Below are 15377 nucleotides of genomic sequence, written 5' to 3'. Positions count from 1 at the left end.
ACCGCTGGTTGAATGATGATCACATAGCTCTTTGGCTACTGCTGCACATTTTTTGAGTGTCAATCTGAAGTCATGTCGCCTCCGTGCGGGGTCAATGGGTGGCCACGGCGCGCCCGGCCGTGTCAAACAGAAAAGCATGGCCTTCTTCCGGCGCGAAGCCGATGGTGCTGCCCTGCGCCAGCGCGTGGCGCGCCTCGCCATGCAGCTTGATGGCCACCGCATGCGTGTCGCCATCGATGCGGCCGTCAAGCGTCGCGTGGATGATCTGCGCATCACCCAGCTGCTCGATCAGGGTGACGGTAGCGCCGTAGCCTTCATTGCGCGGCACCAGGCGCAGGTGTTCGGGGCGTATGCCGACCAGCATGCCGGCCTCGCCACCGAGCTGGCTGGCCAGGGCAGGCACAGCGGCGCACGGCAGGAAATTCATGCGCAGCGCGCCGATGAAACCGGCCACGAACTGGCTGGCCGGATGGCGGTACAGGTCCAAGGGCGCGCCCACCTGCTCCAGGTGGCCGCCGTGGAAGACGGCCACCCGGTCGCCCAGAGTCATGGCCTCTACCTGGTCATGGGTGACGTAGATCATCGTGGTGCCCAGCTCCTGGTGCAGCTTGGCCAGCTCGATGCGCGTCTGCACGCGCAGCGATGCGTCGAGGTTGGACAGCGGCTCGTCAAACAGGAATACCTTGGGCTGGCGCACGATGGAGCGGCCGATGGCCACGCGCTGGCGCTCGCCGCCGGACAGGGCCTTGGGCTTGCGGTCAAGCAGGTGCGTGATCTGCAAAATCTCGGCCACCTTGCCCACGGCGGCGCGCACCTCGGCGTCGGGCTTGCCCGCCAATTTGAGGGCAAAGCCCATGTTGTCGCGCGCCGTCATGTGCGGATACAGGGCGTAGCTCTGGAAGACCATGGCGATGCCCCGCTCGGCCGGCGCCACGTCGTTGGCCAACAGATCGCCGATGCGCAGCTGGCCCGCGCTGATGTCTTCCAGTCCGGCGATCATGCGCAGCAGCGTCGACTTGCCGCAGCCGGACGGCCCGACGAAGACCATGAATTCGCCGTCATGGATATCGAGGTCGAGGCCCTTGACGATTTCCGGGCCATCGCCGTAGGTCTTGCGGATGCCGCGCAGGGAAATGGCGGCCATGTCAGTGCTCCCCTGCCAAAACCGGCGCATCGGCATGCGCGGCCCGCTGCGCGGCGATGAAGTCGCGGTACCACAGGGCGCTGTCCTTGAAGCTGCGCTGCTGCGTGGCGTAATCGACGTACAGCATGCCGAAGCGCTTGGCGTAGCCGGAATTCCACTCGAAGTTATCCATCAGGCTCCAGTAGAAGTAACCGCGCACGTCGATGCCCTGCGCGATCATGGCGCGCAAGGCATCCAGGTGCAGCCGCACGTACTCGATGCGCGCCTGGTCATGGATCTTGCCGTCAACGGGCTTGTCGGCGACGGCCATGCCATTTTCCGTGATGTAGACGGGCGGCAGCCGGTACTCGCGGTGCAGGCCCACCAGCAGCTCCGTCAAGCCTTGCGGGTAAGTTTCCCAACCCATGTCGTTGACGCCCAGCTTGCACTCGGGCTTGCGCGGCGGCGTCTCGGCGCTCATGAAAGCGCGCGTGTAGTAATTCACGCCGAGGAAATCGATGGGCTGTTTAATATCTGTGAAATCGTTTTCAAAAATAGATAAAGTAGAAACGTCGACGTGTTTCAAGGCCAGGGCCGGGTAGCGTCCCTTGAAGATGGCATCCATATACCACTGCACCGAGCGCGCATATTCAAGTTCGGCCAGCTCGCGGTCTTGCGCGCTGTCGGTGGCCGGCGTCGCCGTCCATTGATTGAGCACGATGCCCAGTTTGGCCGGCGCATTCACGGCGCGCATGGCTTGCATGGCCAGCCCGTGCGACAACAGCAAGTGGTGCGACACTTGCACGGCGGCGGCCGGGTCGGCCATGCCAGGGGCGAATTGGCCCGTGCCATGGCCCAGCACGGCCGTGCACCACGGCTCATTGTGCGTGGCGATGCTGGCGACCTTGTGGCCGAAGCGGCGCGCCACCTCGGCCGCATAGGCGGCGAAGTGATAGCAAGTGGCGCGATTGAGCCAGCCCCCCTCATCCTGCAAGGCTTGCGGCAAGTCCCAGTGGTACAGGGTCAGATGGGCATCGAGTCCCTTGGCGGCCAGGGCGTCGAGCAGGCGCGCATAGAAATCGAAGCCGGCTTCGTTCCAGGCGCCGGAACCGGTCGGCTGCACCCTCGACCAGGACATGGAAAAACGGTAGGCGTTCACGCCCAGGTTGGCGATCAGCTCCACGTCATCAAAGTAGCGGTGGTAATGGTCGCAGGCCACGTCGCCATTGCTGCCGTCGATGATCTTGCCGTCCGCGTGACTGAAGGTATCCCAGATGGACGGGCCGCGGCCGTCGATGGCGGCGGCGCCTTCGATCTGGTAGGCGCTGGTGGCCACGCCCCAGGTAAAGGTGGCGGGAAAGTTGATGTCGGTATCGTCGTTATGCATGGTGGTCATGTCAGTGTGAGTGGATTAAGAGAGTGCTAGCCTTTGACGGCGCCTTGCGTGAGGCCTTCTATGAGGCGCTTCGAGGCGACAAAAAACATCAGCAGCAGCGGCAGCACGGCGATGGCGGCACCCGTCATCAGTGCGCCCCACTCCGTGTTGTTCGGCGCCTGCATGCTGCGCAGGGCCAGCGGGATCGTATAGTTCTCGACAGAGCGCATGACGACCAGCGGCGTGATGAAATTGTTCCACGAGTTAATGAAGGTGATCAGGCCCAGGGTGCCCATGGCGGGGCCGATCAGCGGCAGCACGACGCGCCAGTAGATGGCGAATTCGCCGCAGCCGTCGATGCGCGCCGCCTCGATCAAGTCTTTCGGAATCGCCGTGCCGATGTACTGGCGCATCAGGAAAATGCCCAGCGCGCCGGCCGCTCCCGGCACGTACAGGGCGCGCGGCTGGTCCAGCCATCCGAGGAAATCCATCAACATGAAGGTCGGAATCATGTTCATGAACGACGGGATGATCATCGATGCCATCACCAGGGTAAACAAGGGCCGCTTGAAACGGAACTCGTACATGGCAAACGCATAGCCGCCCAGCGAGCAAAAGAACAACGTCAGGGCGGTGGTCATCAGGGCCACGTACAGGCTGATGCCGATATTGCGCCAGAACGGCAGGCGTTCCTGCAGCAGCTCGATGTTGTTCAGCAGGGCTGTGCCGAACCAGCGCGGCGGCGGCAGGCTGTAGATCTCGGCGCTCGTATGTGTGGCGAAGACGAACATGAAGTAGAACGGCGCGACCATGATCAGGGCGCCGATGGCCACCATGGCGTAAGCCGTCCAGCGGGTAGTTTTCATCGGGTCTCCTTGCGTTCGTTGCGGCTGAAGATGCGGTTATTCACCCAGGTGGTGCTGGCAATGATCAGGAACAGCAGCCAGGAAATGGCTGACGCCATGCCGAAGTCACCCGAGGAAAACGCCGTCTTGTAGACGAAGATGGCCGTCGTCATCACCGATTGGCTCACGCCACTCGATTCGGCCACCAGCACGAACGGCTCCTCGAACAACTGCAAATTGCCCATGATGGTGAGCGTGACGGCCAGATAGATCATGGGGCGCAGCTGCGGCAGCGTGATGTACCAGAATTGCTGGCGCTTCGAGGCGCCGTCGATGGTCGCCGCTTCATACAAATCTTTCGGGATGACCTGCAGCGCCGACAGATACAACACCAGGTTCCAGCCCAGGTAGCGCCAGAAGATGACGAAGGCAACGGCCGGCTTGATGAACAGCGAGCTGCCCAGCCAGTCGATCGACTCAACGGGGAACAGGCCGCCCACCAGCGGCAGGCTGGCGCACCATTGGATCAGCACATTGATCTGGCCATAGTCGCGCGAGAACAGGGTGTTGAAGACCATGGCGATAGCCACGCTGGAGGTAATGAACGGTAAAAAGTAAATCCCGATCACCAGGTTGCGCGAGCGCTTGAAGCTGTTGTGGATGAAGGCCGCCAGCGGAATGGCCACCAGGTGCTGCGGCACGCCCGAGGCCAGCGCCAGCCAGATGGTATTGCCCAGCGAGCGCAAAAACCACGGATCGCTCAGGGCGTACTTGTAGTTATCCAGGCCCACCCACTGCATGGCTTCCACGCCGCTGGCCGCTTCCCACTGGTTGAACGACAGGTAGATGGAAAACAGCAGCGGGAACAGGCTGAAGACGGCGAACAGGATGAAGAAGGGGCTGATGAAAATATACGGCGCCCATTGCTTCATGGTGTAGCGTTTGCGTGATGACCGCGCCGACGCGGGCGCCTCGTGCGCCAGCGATGCCGATGGGAGATTCAAGTGGCTCATGCTGATCCTAGCGCCGCGCGCGGTGGGTGATCAGGGCCTTGGCGTCGGCCAGCGCCGTCTTGATATCCTTGTTTTGCGCCAGCACGCTTTCCAGTTCCATGTTGACGATGTCGCGCGCCACGGCGTCAAACTTGTCGACGCGGATGACGGGAATTTTCGCTGCCGTGTCGCGCGCCAGCAAGCGCGTCTTCTGGCCGCCGAAATACGGCTGCGGCTCGTCCATCATGGGGTCCGCATACGCCGCCTTGAGGGCGGGAAAGGCGCCGATCTCTTTGAGCGAATGCAGCTGGATATCCTTGTTCACGGTCATGAACTTGATGAATTCCCACGCCTGCGCCTTGTTCGCCGCCTTTTTCGGGATGCCGTAGAAGGAGCCGCCATACGATGCCAGCGCGCCGGCCGGCAGGTTCGCCGCGCGCCACTGGCCGGAGGAAGCCGGCGCCAGCCACTTGGCCAGGTGGCCGCTGAGCCACGATCCCATCATCTGGCTGGCGACCTTGTCGCGCTTGAAGCCTTCAGCCCACTCGCCCGTCCAGGCCACGGTGCGCGCATCGATGCCGGCCACGCGCGCCGCCTTGGCCAGTTCGAACGCTTTCACGAAGCGGGGCGAGTCGACCAGCACTTGCCCCTTGTCGCCAAAATAAATGCCTTCGCCGTCTTTCAGGTTGGCGCGGATAACAATGTCGGCCAGGTCGCTGGCGCCGGCCAGCAGATAGGTACCCGTGGCCGCCTTGAGTTTCTTGCCGGCGGCAATGTACGACTCCCACGACTGCGTCAGGTCGGCCTCCTTGATGCCCGCCTTGTCCATCAAGTCCTTGCGATAGAACAGGGTGCCCGGTCCCAGATCGGCCGGCATGGCGCCCAGGGTGCCGCGCGAACTGGTGGCCTGCACAAAGGTGAACGGCACGAACTGAGCGCGGTACTGCCCGGCCCCGTAAGGCGCCTGCAGCAAGTCTTCCATACCCTTCGATTCGGCGAAACTGCCGACATAGCGGAAGTCGATGGCCATCACGTCAGGCAGGCGCGCACCGGCCGCTAGCGCCGTCGTCATCGAGTTATGGTGGTCATCGATCTGCAGGCTGACCAGCTTGACCTTCACTTGCGGGTACAGCTTTTCCCACAGGGGCAAGGCCGTCTTGACGGCGCGGTCCAGGTCGGGGAACGAGGCGACGGTCAGCGTGGCGGGGGCCAGCGCCGGCAGGGCTGCAGCCGGCGGGACGGCGGTGGGCGCGGCGGCCACGCCAAAGGCCAGGGTCAGCGCTGCCAGCGGGGCCGCGACAAGAATGCTTGACTTCATTATTTCATCTCCGTTTATTGAGCGTCTTCTATCTTGAAAACGTTTTCACACCATGCATCCATTTAACACCGCAAAGAAAATCAAGTCAACCGAAAAAGTTGTCATTTTTATTGAGACCAGCGTGGCGAGATGGCCCCCGTGGCGCGTGTTCTCCTATGAGAAAGGAGAAAATACAGGCTGCCAAGCTGGCTGTTGTTTTTTGTGAAAACGTTTTCACACATACCTCGGGTTAGCGGGGCCGCCGAGGTGCGCCAGCGCGTAAGCCGACGTGCATGGCCAACAATATGTCGGCTTGCGTCCCTTGGGCTAAGCCGACCTACGGCCCCGGTGGGCATTTATGGTAATCTTTCGATGAAAAGGTTTTCAGAGCACCGACAACCAGCCATCTTGATACCCAGGAATCACCTTGAACGATAGCGACAATAGCGTCCACGCTGCTCCCCCTTCCACGCTGCTCGACGTGGCCCGCCAGGCTGGAGTCTCGCCCAGCACCGTCTCGCGCATCCTGAACGGCACGGCCAGGGTCTCCGACGACAAACGCGACGCCGTGCTGGCGGCCATCGCGCACATGAAATTCGCGCCGAACCAGATGGCGCAGGGCTTGAAAAAGGGCCGCTCGATGACCATCGGCATCGTGGTGCAGGATATTTCCAGCCCCTTCTTCGACGAAAGCCTGCGCGGCGTGGACGACGGCTTGAAAGACACGGGCTATGCGTCCGTCATCGTCAGCGGGCACTGGAATGCGCAGGAAGAGGCCGATCGCATCCGTTTGCTGTTGGCGAGGAAGGTCGACGGCATCATCCTGCTGTCGGGGCGCATCTCGGACCAGAGCGTGCTCGATTTCTCGCAGCAGCGGCCCATCGTTTCGACGGGCCGCGCGCTGGCGACCAAGAGCGCCATCGGCTTCAAGCTCGACAACGAATACGGCGCCTACCTGGCCGTGCGTCACCTGGTGGAACTGGGCCACCGCCGCATCGCCTTTGTGGCCGGCCCGGCCAACAATACGGATGCGGCCGAGCGCCTGACGGGCTACCAGCGCGCCCTGCGCGAAGCGGATATCGCCATCGACCCGAAACTGATGGTGGAAGGCGATTTCCACGAAGCAAGCGGCATGCTGGCCATGAACCATCTGTTCGATACGCAGCAACAATTCAGCGCCGTCTTCGCCGCCAACGATCTGTCCGCCTATGGCGTGCGCCTGTGCCTGTACCGCAAGGGCATCCGCGTGCCCGACGATATCTCGCTCGTCGGTTTCGATGACTTGCCCGGCTCGTCCTACACGACGCCGCCACTGACGACCATCCACCAGCCCCTGTACGACATCGGCCGCATCGCCACCGAAGCGCTGCTGGGCCTGATCAATGGCGAGGCCGTGCAGGCGGCCATTCCGCCGCTGGAATTGATCGTGCGCGAGACCACCCGCCGCATCCGCTGAAGCTTGCGGCTGGGAACTTTTCCGCCCGATTCAGGCTAAACGAGAATCACTACGCCACCAACATCCGCGACGCATGCGGGAATCTGCAGCAATGGCGCATCCGCTTTACAATAGTGGCTCGATCAGCAAGAATGCTTAGTTCAAGCACGCAGGCTCAACCCTCCGGCCCCGGGCCGGAAGACTCCGAACACTCACCACAAAGGGACATCACATGGAACATACTCTGCCACCACTGCCGTATGAAATGGACGCTCTGGCGCCGCATATTTCGAAAGAAACCCTGGAATACCACTATGCCAAGCATCACCAGGCGTATGTCACCAACTTGAACAACCTGATCAAGGGCACCGAGTTCGAGAACCTGTCGCTGGAAGAGATCATCAAGAAATCGTCGGGCGGCATTTTCAACAATGCAGCGCAAGTATGGAACCACACCTTCTACTGGAACGGCATGAAGCCGGCCGGCGGCGGCGCGCCTACCGGTGCCGTGGCTGACGCGATCAACGCCAAATGGTCGTCGTTCGACAAGTTCAAGGAAGAATTCACCAAGTCGTGCGTGGGCAACTTCGGTTCGGGCTGGACCTGGCTGGTGCAAAAAGCCGACGGCTCCGTCGACATCGTCAACACCTCGAACGCCGGCTGCCCGCTGACCACCGGCGACAAGCCACTGCTGACCTGCGACGTCTGGGAACACGCTTACTATATCGATTACCGCAACCTGCGCGCCAAGTACGTGGAAACGTTCTGGGGCCTGGTCAACTGGGAATTCGTTGCCAAGAACTTCGCTTAAACGCGTTTTTCTTGTCAACGTCAACGACATTTTGACATAAAAATATGACATGAAAATTGTCATATTTTCCCAAAGGAAGTTTTTACTGAAAGGTAATAACTTCCTTTTTTACATGTGAACGCATCATCCACATCAACGCGTGACGCTGGCCAAGTTGGCGCACCTGGCCAGCAGACCAATCCCCTCCTTCTGGCACTGCTCATGCAAATGGCAGCGGGACGATATGTCCGGAATTTACGAAACATTTACGTGCCCGACTAAGCAATTTACATTTTGCTTACGCATGCCCCGCTACACTTTCTCATTTGCAACAAAAGCATTTGGCCATCCGGGCCGAAGCAAGCCAGTGGCAACGGGCTGCCGCGCCAGAACCTTCCCTACCTTCCATGTCCGCACCGCAGCACATTAAAAATGAACACTTTTTCCAACAATGGCTGATCCACGCCATGGTGCTGTCCGCACTGGCCGGCTTCATTGCATTCACCCAGTACGAGGAATATCACCGGATCGATACTCAGGAACACGAGCGACTGACGATGCAGGCGGAGATCGTGGAGAAAAATTTAACGCCGCAATTGAATTTGACCAAGCGGGTGATCGACAGTGTCATCGATGAACTAGCGGCTTGGCAAGCGCAAGGCGACCACCTGCGGCGGGCAAATCACTCGCTCAAGGTGATCAACAATGCGCTGATCGGCATCCGTCCCATCCTGGTCATTGATCCTGAAGGGCGTGTGGTGGCCGGCAGCGACACCGGCATGGCCGGCGAAAATTTTCACCAAAACGATTGCTTCCAGAAAGCCATGCGGCTCGCCGATCCGCGATTGCTGCACGTTAGCGCGCCGCCCGGCAACACCGGCGCTCCCGGCGCGATCAGCCTGTGCCGCCGCATAAGCGGGTTTCAAGGCGGCTTTGGCGGCATAGTCATGGTCAGCCTGGCGCCGGCATACTTCTCCGACCTGCTCGATTCGGTGCGTTATGCACGCGATGTCCATAGCTCGATCTCACGCGAAGACGGCCAGTTATACATGGTTTCGTCACGCCAGAGCGGCACCCAAACGCCTGGACTACTGCCCGGCATGGCGCATGGCACCAAAAAGAAACGCATGGTCGCCGAGCGCCAGGTGCCATCGAGCGCGGCTATCTTCGGGACGACGCTACGCATCGCCGTCAGCCGCGATACCGAGGTCTTGTTCGCGCCATGGCGCCACAGCTTGTATGTGCAAAGCGTACTATTCGGTTTGGTCGCCATATTCAGCACGCTCGGGCTACTGATCATACAAAAACGGCACCGGCTGCGACGGGTAGAGCGTAAGAAGACAGAGAAGCAAATACAGCAACTGGCCTTCTTCGATCAACTCACCAAGCTGCCAAACCGCATCTTGCTGCTGGATCGCCTGAAGCAGGCAATGAAGACCAGTCTACGCAGCGGCAACTATGGCGCGGTACTGTTCATCGATCTCGACAACTTTAAGACGCTCAATGATACCCTCGGGCACGACATGGGCGACTTGTTGCTCAATCAAGTCGCGCGGCGCCTGGTCGGGTGCGTACGCGCGGGCGACACCGTGGCCCGCCTGGGGGGCGATGAGTTCGTCGTCATGCTAACGGACCTGCATGTGAATGCGGAACAGGCGGCGGCACAGGTCGACATCGTCGGCAACAAGATACTGCATGAATTGAGCCAGACCTACTGGCTCAACCAGCTTACCCATCGCAGCACGTCGAGTATAGGCGCTACCCTATTCATGGGTAATCTGACGAGCATCGACGATCTGCTCAAGCAGGCGGACCTGGCCATGTACAAATCCAAGGCGGTGGGACGCAATGCCTTGCGCTTCTTCGATCCCGCCATGGAGATAGCCATGCTCGAACGGGCCGCGCTGGAAACGGACTTGCGCGACGCCGTTCTATGCCACCAGTTGATACTCCATTACCAGCCTCAAATCGACCACGATGGACGCGTTACCGGAGTCGAAGCACTGGTGCGCTGGCAACATCCGATACGCGGACTGGTGTCGCCGGGCGACTTCATTCCCTTGGCCGAAGAAATCGGCGTGATCTTGCCGCTGGGGCAATGGGTGCTTGAAACGGCCTGCGCGCAATTGGTCGCCTGGGCCGGGTGCCCCGACATGCGCCATCTGACCATCGCGGTCAACGTCAGCGTGCGCCAGTTCAACCAAGACGATTTTGTCGATCAGGTGCTGTTCGCCCTGGCCTGCAGCGGTGCCGATCCACATCGTCTCAAGCTGGAGCTGACCGAGAGCCTGCTGGTGTCCGACGTCGGTGGCGTGATTGCAAAGATGTCCTCGATCAAAGGGCACGGCGTCGGTTTTTCGCTCGACGATTTTGGCACAGGATATTCCTCGTTGGCCTATCTCAAGCGACTGCCGCTGGATCAGTTAAAGATAGACAAGTCTTTTGTCCGCGACGTGATCCATGATCCTAGCGATGCATCGATCGCCAAAACCATCATCGCCCTGGCGCGTAGCCTGAACATTGCGGTCATTGCGGAGGGCGTCGAGACGCTGGCGCAGCGTGATTTCCTGGCGCGCCATGGCTGCCGCGCCTATCAGGGATACTTCTTCAGCCAGCCATTGACACTACCGGACCTGGAAAAATTTGTGCAGAGCCGTTGTCTGACTGCGGCAACGGCGCCGTTGTAGTCGCGTAGGATCGCATCCGCGACTGCGCCAGTTCCGCTTGCCTGAACAGCAAATTATGAGCTGAAGCGTCCATTCGGCAGCGCAGCGCGCCATGCCCGGGGTTCAAGCATCGGCGATGCTGACATGCGATGGCAAAAGGGCGGCCGCGTAGCGCCGCCACGGCCGCGCCAGCGCCTTGCCTGCACCGCCCTGCAATTGTGCCGCCAGGAAGCCGCGCGCATAGGCGGCCTGGGGCAGCAGGTCCGGCTGCATTTCAGCCAGCGCCCGCAGCAAACCATCCGCTACCTCGTTATCGTTGCGCCACCCCAACTCGTCCTGCAAGACGGACAGCCATTTCACGTAGGACTTGACCTCGTCCGCGTCATATAGCGAGGCAAAAAATTCAGTGGCATAACGGGCTTTCTTGGCCGCGATGCGCACCCGGTGGCGTGCCGGCGGCGCCAGCCGCAGCAAGTCTTTTCCGCGTGTTAACAAACGGCGCTGGCTGCGCAGCAAGGCCTGGCGCGCAAAGCGGGGCACACGCACATCGAGCCGGAGCCGCTGCCGGGAAGTGATGGTGTCGCGCCAACCGGCGGCCTGCAGCCAGCGGGTCAAGGACAGGAACAGACGCGTGGCCCGCGGCGACGCGACGGCCCGCCCAGCCTGCCCATGATAGTCTTGTGCCAGCACCCTGGCGGCCTGCTGCAGCGGCGCCAGGCCGCCCTCGCCTTCCTCCAGCCGGGCCAGCGTGTCGCCGGCCAGCACATCCCAGTCGCGCGCCGCGCTCAGCGCCTGCGCCAGCCAGTCGAGTTCGCGCCGCAGTTCATCGGGCAGCGCCAGCAAGGCCTTGAACATTTGCAAGGCCGAACGCAGTCGCCGCAAGCCCACGCGCATCTGGTGCAGGCTTTCCACATCGCCGGCCGTCACGCCCGCCTGGTTATCCAGCATGTGCTGCAGGCAATGCGTGGCGATGGCCTGGAATGCCTGCTGCGCCGTCATGAAAGCATCGAGCGCCAGCGCCGGCGCCTTGACTGCTGCCAGCGGCATGCCCGCCGCCAGCCGGTAACCGCGCTCGGCCTTGCTCATTTGGCCGACCTGCAAGGGCAGGTCTTGCAGCAGCGCCAGCGCCAGCTCGAACAGGCTGTCCGCGCGCCCCGCCTTCAATTCCAGTTCCACTTCGCTGATGGCAATGCTGTGTTCGCAGCTAATGATGCTCCCCTGGTCCAGCACGCATTCGATGGCATCGCCCTGGGGCAGACGCAATTGCCAGACGCTACGCTCAATGCGGGTGCTGAACACGGGCCGCAAGCCATCGCGGATCTCGGGCTCGCGCAGCAGCGCGCGCCAGGGATTCTTGCCGCGCATGCGCTTGCGCAAGGCATCCAGGTCAGGTTCCGGGCCATCGACCGGCCCCTCCCATTCATTGCGGCTATGCAAGCCCCCGGCGATCGTGCCGCCCGCCTTCATGGTCTGTGTCCAGTCGTCATCCACCCGGCGCACGCGCAAGCCCGCCTGCTGGCGACACAAGCGCAAATCGGACGTATCAAAGTAAATATCGTGCATGGACAGCACGACCGGCGTGCCCGTGGCGTACTGCGCCAGCAAGGGGTGACAGCGCAAGGCCGGGGCATGCTCGGGGTCCAGCAACAATTTCAGTTCGACTTCCATGGCCTTGCCATCTCAATAAGGGGACATTGCATTGTAAGACGCATCGCCACAACAATGCATGGCGCACGCACGCCCAGCTTGATTTTGCGCGAAAATAAGCGATTCATTCAACCGGGAGATGCCATGACTTACCACGCCGCCGAGAACCGCTACGACAGCATGCCATACCGCAACTGCGGGCGCAGCGGCTTGAAACTGCCGCTGCTGTCCCTGGGCCTGTGGCACAACTTTGGCGACAGCAACAACTTGGCCTCGCAGCGCGACATGCTGCGCACGGCCTTCGACCTGGGCATCACGCATTTCGACCTGGCCAACAACTACGGCCCGCCGTATGGCAGCGCGGAAAGCAATTTTGGCAAGCTGCTGCGCGACGATTTCCTGCCTTACCGCGATGAGCTGATCATTTCCACCAAGGCAGGCTGGGACATGTGGCCAGGCCCGTACGGCCAGGGCGGCGGTTCGCGCAAGTATGTGCTGGCCAGCCTGGACCAGAGCTTGCAGCGCCTGGGCCTGGACTACGTCGACATCTTTTACTCGCACCGCTACGACGCCGACACGCCGCTGGAAGAAACCATGGGCGCGCTGGCCAGCGCCGTGCAGCAGGGCAAGGCGCTGTACGTGGGCCTGTCGTCCTACTCGCCGCAAAAGACGGCCGAGGCGGCAGCGCTGCTGAAAGAGTGGAAAGTGCCGTGCCTGATCCACCAGCCTGCCTACAACATGCTCAACCGCTGGATCGAGGAAGACGGCTTGCTCGATACCCTGCAAGAGCAAGGCATGGGCTGCATCACCTTCACGGCGCTGGCGCAGGGTTTGCTCAGCGACAAGTACCTCGATGGCGTGCCGCAGGATGCACGCGTCAACCGTCCCGGCGGCGGTTCGCTGACGCAGAACCATCTGAGCGCGGAAAACCTGGCCAGGGTACGCGCGCTGAACCAGCTCGCCGCGCAGCGCGGCCAGACTCTGGCGCAGATGGCGCTGGCCTGGGTGCTGCGTGATGCGCGCGTCACCTCGACCCTGATCGGTGCCAGCAGCAGCGCGCAGATCCGCGAAAACGTGGCCGCGCTGCAGCAACTGAGTTTTACGGCCGAGGAACTGGCGGCCATCGACGTGCAGGCGCGTGAAGGTCATATCAATCTGTGGAAAGGCCCGTCGCGGGCCGTGTAAGGCGTTCAGGGCGGCGCTGGCGGCGATATTGGCGGTGGCAACAGGGCCAGCAATTCCTGCGCCACTTGCCGGCGCCGTTCGGGCGTGGCGAACACGCCCACATCCACCTGCGCGCCGCCAACGCCGAACTCATGGATGTGTATCAACTGACGCGGCCAGTGCGGCACCGCGACGCGCGTGCGGCATGGGGAAAAGTGGTGGCGCCGGCAGTGGCCGGCGCTGACCTGTTCGACGATAAGCTCGCCGTCGCGCAGGGCGATATGTTCATAGTCGCGCGCATGGCGCAGGTAATACAGCAGGGCGAGGGCCACCAGGCCCAGTTCGGCGAACGAAAAGACGAGAATGCTCCAGAAGCCGCGCAGCGCAAAGGCGGCAGCGATCGCCAGGGAAAACAGGCATAGCAAACCATAGGCGCGCAGCAACTGGCGCGCCGTCAAGGCACTGCGGCGCGCGAGCAGCCATTGCGGCTGCTCGCGCGAGTGATCGCGTGGCATGGCACCTCCCGCACTATCGTTCCATCACCGTATCACCGCAGCGGCCCTCGCGGCGCCGGCCAAGTTCAGCCATATCGCGCCCGGCTCAGGCGCCCATCCGCACCAGCGCATGGCCCACATGCTGCCACCAGTGGTCGCGCGACCTGACTTGCTTCAGGCAAGACGCGTCGATTTCCGCAGGGAACACACGGTCTTGGCAAGCCTTCGTTGCCAGGGCGTAGCGCTGGTTTTCCGCCGCCGCCAGCGCCACGACCAGCCAGAACGCCAGCGCCAGCAACACCACCAGCAAACTCCAGGCCAGGTGATTGGTGTTACTTTTTTCGCCAAAAAACTCGCGTGGCCGCGTCTCGCGGTACATCAACATCAAGTCTTTTTCTTTCTCTTCCGACATCTGCGTTTGCATCCTCTGACATCCTATCGTGTGCCGGCCGGCTGGCCATGGCGACGCGTACGCCGCCTTGCCCACATTTTACGCTGATGGCGCAGGAGAAACAGTAATTCGTGGCGACAATTCGCCACCACTCGGCATCAGGGACGCGGCACCGGCGCCTGCCCAGCGCGCGGTGCGTCCTCGCTATCCTCTGCCGGCGCCACGGGCACCAGGCGCTCCACATGATCGACGTCGATGTCGCCGCCATCGGGTGCCGCGTTGTGGGGCTCCACCCCGGCCCGCTCGCCCGTGCCGGCCGCATCGCTGTCATTATCGAGCTCTTCCGCATCCTGGCCAGGCACGCCCTGCATGTCGCTGCCGCTGTCGGAACTGTCGCTAGGCCCCAGCGCGCCCTTGCCATGGCCGCTGCCCAGTACGCGGTCGGGCGTGACGGGCAAATTATCCGGATCGAGTGTGCTGCTGCTCATGGCGATCTCCCATTCATAAAAAACCAGCTTACTCCCCTGGCTTGGCCAGCGGCGCACGCCTGCACGGCATTTCCTCGGGGGAAATGCGGCATCGTACAAGTATTTTCAAAAATTACTTCACAAATGTACTATTCATTGATATAGTTAATTCAAGTAAGCATCTTCTCATCCAGAAACTGCTTCATCGGCGGCAGGACGCCCACCTGCGCCCTGCCGCCGAACCGACCGGTACGTGGCGAGCCGGCCCATCCACCCAGCCATCATGCACATATTGGAGTCTTATCATGCAAGCCAAATCACTCATCGCAGCATTGTTTGCCATCACCACCGCTACCTCGGCTTTCGCACAAAGCGCCGCGCCAACCACCGCCAGCCAGCAACTGACGCGCGCCGACGTCACGGCCGAATACATCCGTGCCCGCAACGCCGGCGAAATCGCCACCAGCGAAGTCGACTACCCGAAAACGCCGGCCACCGCCGCCAGCAAGGTGACGCGCGAACAAGTCATGGCCGAGTTCTACGCCGCCCGCAAGGCTGGCCTGATCCCGCAAACGGAAGCGGACTTTGATGTCGCGCAAACCACCAAGCACGTCGTGAAATAAGAAACCAGTCAGCCGGTTTCAGTAGTCAGTAAAACACCTCAGTTGCGGCGCAGCATACCTGGCCACTC

The 15377-nt window shown here is 61.7% G+C and carries 13 protein-coding genes and 1 pseudogene; 5 read left to right on the top strand and 9 right to left on the bottom strand.

What is annotated here, in order from left to right; genetic code table 11:
* Positions 1-91 precede the first annotated feature (91 nt).
* The 5 genes from ACQ4W7_RS19245 to ACQ4W7_RS19225 are packed head-to-tail and all read right to left on the bottom strand — an operon-like array spanning position 92 to position 5653.
* Positions 92-1144, bottom strand: a complete 1053-nt coding sequence (locus ACQ4W7_RS19245; RefSeq protein ID WP_426072756.1) for an ABC transporter ATP-binding protein — start codon at positions 1142-1144, stop codon at positions 92-94.
* 1 nt (position 1145) lies between these two features.
* The gene (locus tag ACQ4W7_RS19240) at positions 1146-2519 is read right to left on the bottom strand and encodes a GH1 family beta-glucosidase (RefSeq protein WP_436532550.1); all 1374 of its coding nucleotides are present in this window, start codon (positions 2517-2519) and stop codon (positions 1146-1148) included.
* A gap of 26 nt (positions 2520-2545) precedes the next feature.
* Positions 2546-3364 (bottom strand): carbohydrate ABC transporter permease, encoded by an 819-nt coding sequence (locus tag ACQ4W7_RS19235; protein WP_070282696.1) that lies wholly within the window; start codon positions 3362-3364, stop codon positions 2546-2548.
* Complete coding sequence (locus tag ACQ4W7_RS19230) at positions 3361-4356, bottom strand: carbohydrate ABC transporter permease (protein ID WP_436532548.1); 996 nt, start codon at positions 4354-4356, stop codon at positions 3361-3363. Before ACQ4W7_RS19230 ends, ACQ4W7_RS19235 begins: the two co-directional genes overlap by 4 nt.
* A 7-nt stretch (positions 4357-4363) precedes the next feature.
* Positions 4364-5653 carry an extracellular solute-binding protein gene (locus ACQ4W7_RS19225; RefSeq protein ID WP_436532546.1) on the bottom strand — a complete coding sequence of 430 codons (1290 nt, stop codon included), beginning with the start codon at positions 5651-5653 and terminating at the stop codon, positions 4364-4366.
* A 406-nt stretch (positions 5654-6059) separates the two neighbouring features.
* Here ACQ4W7_RS19225 and ACQ4W7_RS19220 point away from each other — a divergent pair, with 406 nt between their 5' ends.
* The 3 genes and pseudogenes from ACQ4W7_RS19220 to ACQ4W7_RS19210 form a co-directional block, all read left to right on the top strand.
* Complete coding sequence (locus ACQ4W7_RS19220) at positions 6060-7088, top strand: LacI family DNA-binding transcriptional regulator (RefSeq protein WP_426072752.1); 1029 nt, start codon at positions 6060-6062, stop codon at positions 7086-7088.
* 211 nt (positions 7089-7299) lie between these two features.
* Positions 7300-7878 carry a superoxide dismutase [Fe] gene (sodB, locus tag ACQ4W7_RS19215; protein ID WP_071078930.1) on the top strand — a complete coding sequence of 193 codons (579 nt, stop codon included), beginning with the start codon at positions 7300-7302 and terminating at the stop codon, positions 7876-7878.
* A 1307-nt stretch (positions 7879-9185) separates the two neighbouring features.
* A pseudogene (locus ACQ4W7_RS19210) lies at positions 9186-10544 on the top strand (putative bifunctional diguanylate cyclase/phosphodiesterase); the annotation flags it as partial.
* A 102-nt stretch (positions 10545-10646) separates the two neighbouring features.
* Here ACQ4W7_RS19210 and ACQ4W7_RS19205 read toward each other — a convergent pair.
* Positions 10647-12191, bottom strand: coding sequence for a CYTH and CHAD domain-containing protein (locus ACQ4W7_RS19205; protein WP_436532543.1), 1545 nt, complete (start codon positions 12189-12191; stop codon positions 10647-10649).
* A 123-nt stretch (positions 12192-12314) separates the two neighbouring features.
* Between ACQ4W7_RS19205 and mgrA the strand changes: the two genes are divergently transcribed.
* Positions 12315-13355, top strand: coding sequence for an L-glyceraldehyde 3-phosphate reductase (gene mgrA, locus ACQ4W7_RS19200; RefSeq protein ID WP_436532541.1), 1041 nt, complete (start codon positions 12315-12317; stop codon positions 13353-13355).
* A 5-nt stretch (positions 13356-13360) separates the two neighbouring features.
* Here mgrA and ACQ4W7_RS19195 read toward each other — a convergent pair whose 3' ends face one another.
* The 3 genes from ACQ4W7_RS19195 to ACQ4W7_RS19185 all read right to left on the bottom strand — a co-directional run bounded on the left by ACQ4W7_RS19195 (position 13361) and on the right by ACQ4W7_RS19185 (position 14707).
* Positions 13361-13849, bottom strand: a complete 489-nt coding sequence (locus ACQ4W7_RS19195) for a DUF2244 domain-containing protein (RefSeq protein ID WP_436532539.1) — start codon at positions 13847-13849, stop codon at positions 13361-13363.
* 85 nt (positions 13850-13934) lie between these two features.
* Entirely contained in the window at positions 13935-14252 is a 318-nt protein-coding gene (locus tag ACQ4W7_RS19190; RefSeq protein WP_426072748.1) for a hypothetical protein, read from the bottom strand.
* A 125-nt stretch (positions 14253-14377) separates the two neighbouring features.
* Positions 14378-14707 (bottom strand): hypothetical protein, encoded by a 330-nt coding sequence (locus ACQ4W7_RS19185; protein ID WP_436532537.1) that lies wholly within the window; start codon positions 14705-14707, stop codon positions 14378-14380.
* 284 nt (positions 14708-14991) lie between these two features.
* Here ACQ4W7_RS19185 and ACQ4W7_RS19180 point away from each other — a divergent pair, with 284 nt between their 5' ends.
* A complete protein-coding gene (locus ACQ4W7_RS19180; protein ID WP_436532535.1) occupies positions 14992-15309 on the top strand; it encodes a DUF4148 domain-containing protein in 318 nt (105 codons plus the stop codon).
* Positions 15310-15377: the final 68 nt, after the last annotated feature.

This window comes from Janthinobacterium algoris, assembly GCF_051380935.1.
Lineage (GTDB): Bacteria > Pseudomonadota > Gammaproteobacteria > Burkholderiales > Burkholderiaceae_D > Janthinobacterium.
The sequence above is the reverse complement of the archived record's forward strand: the minus strand, read 5'-3'. Positions and strand labels throughout refer to the sequence as shown.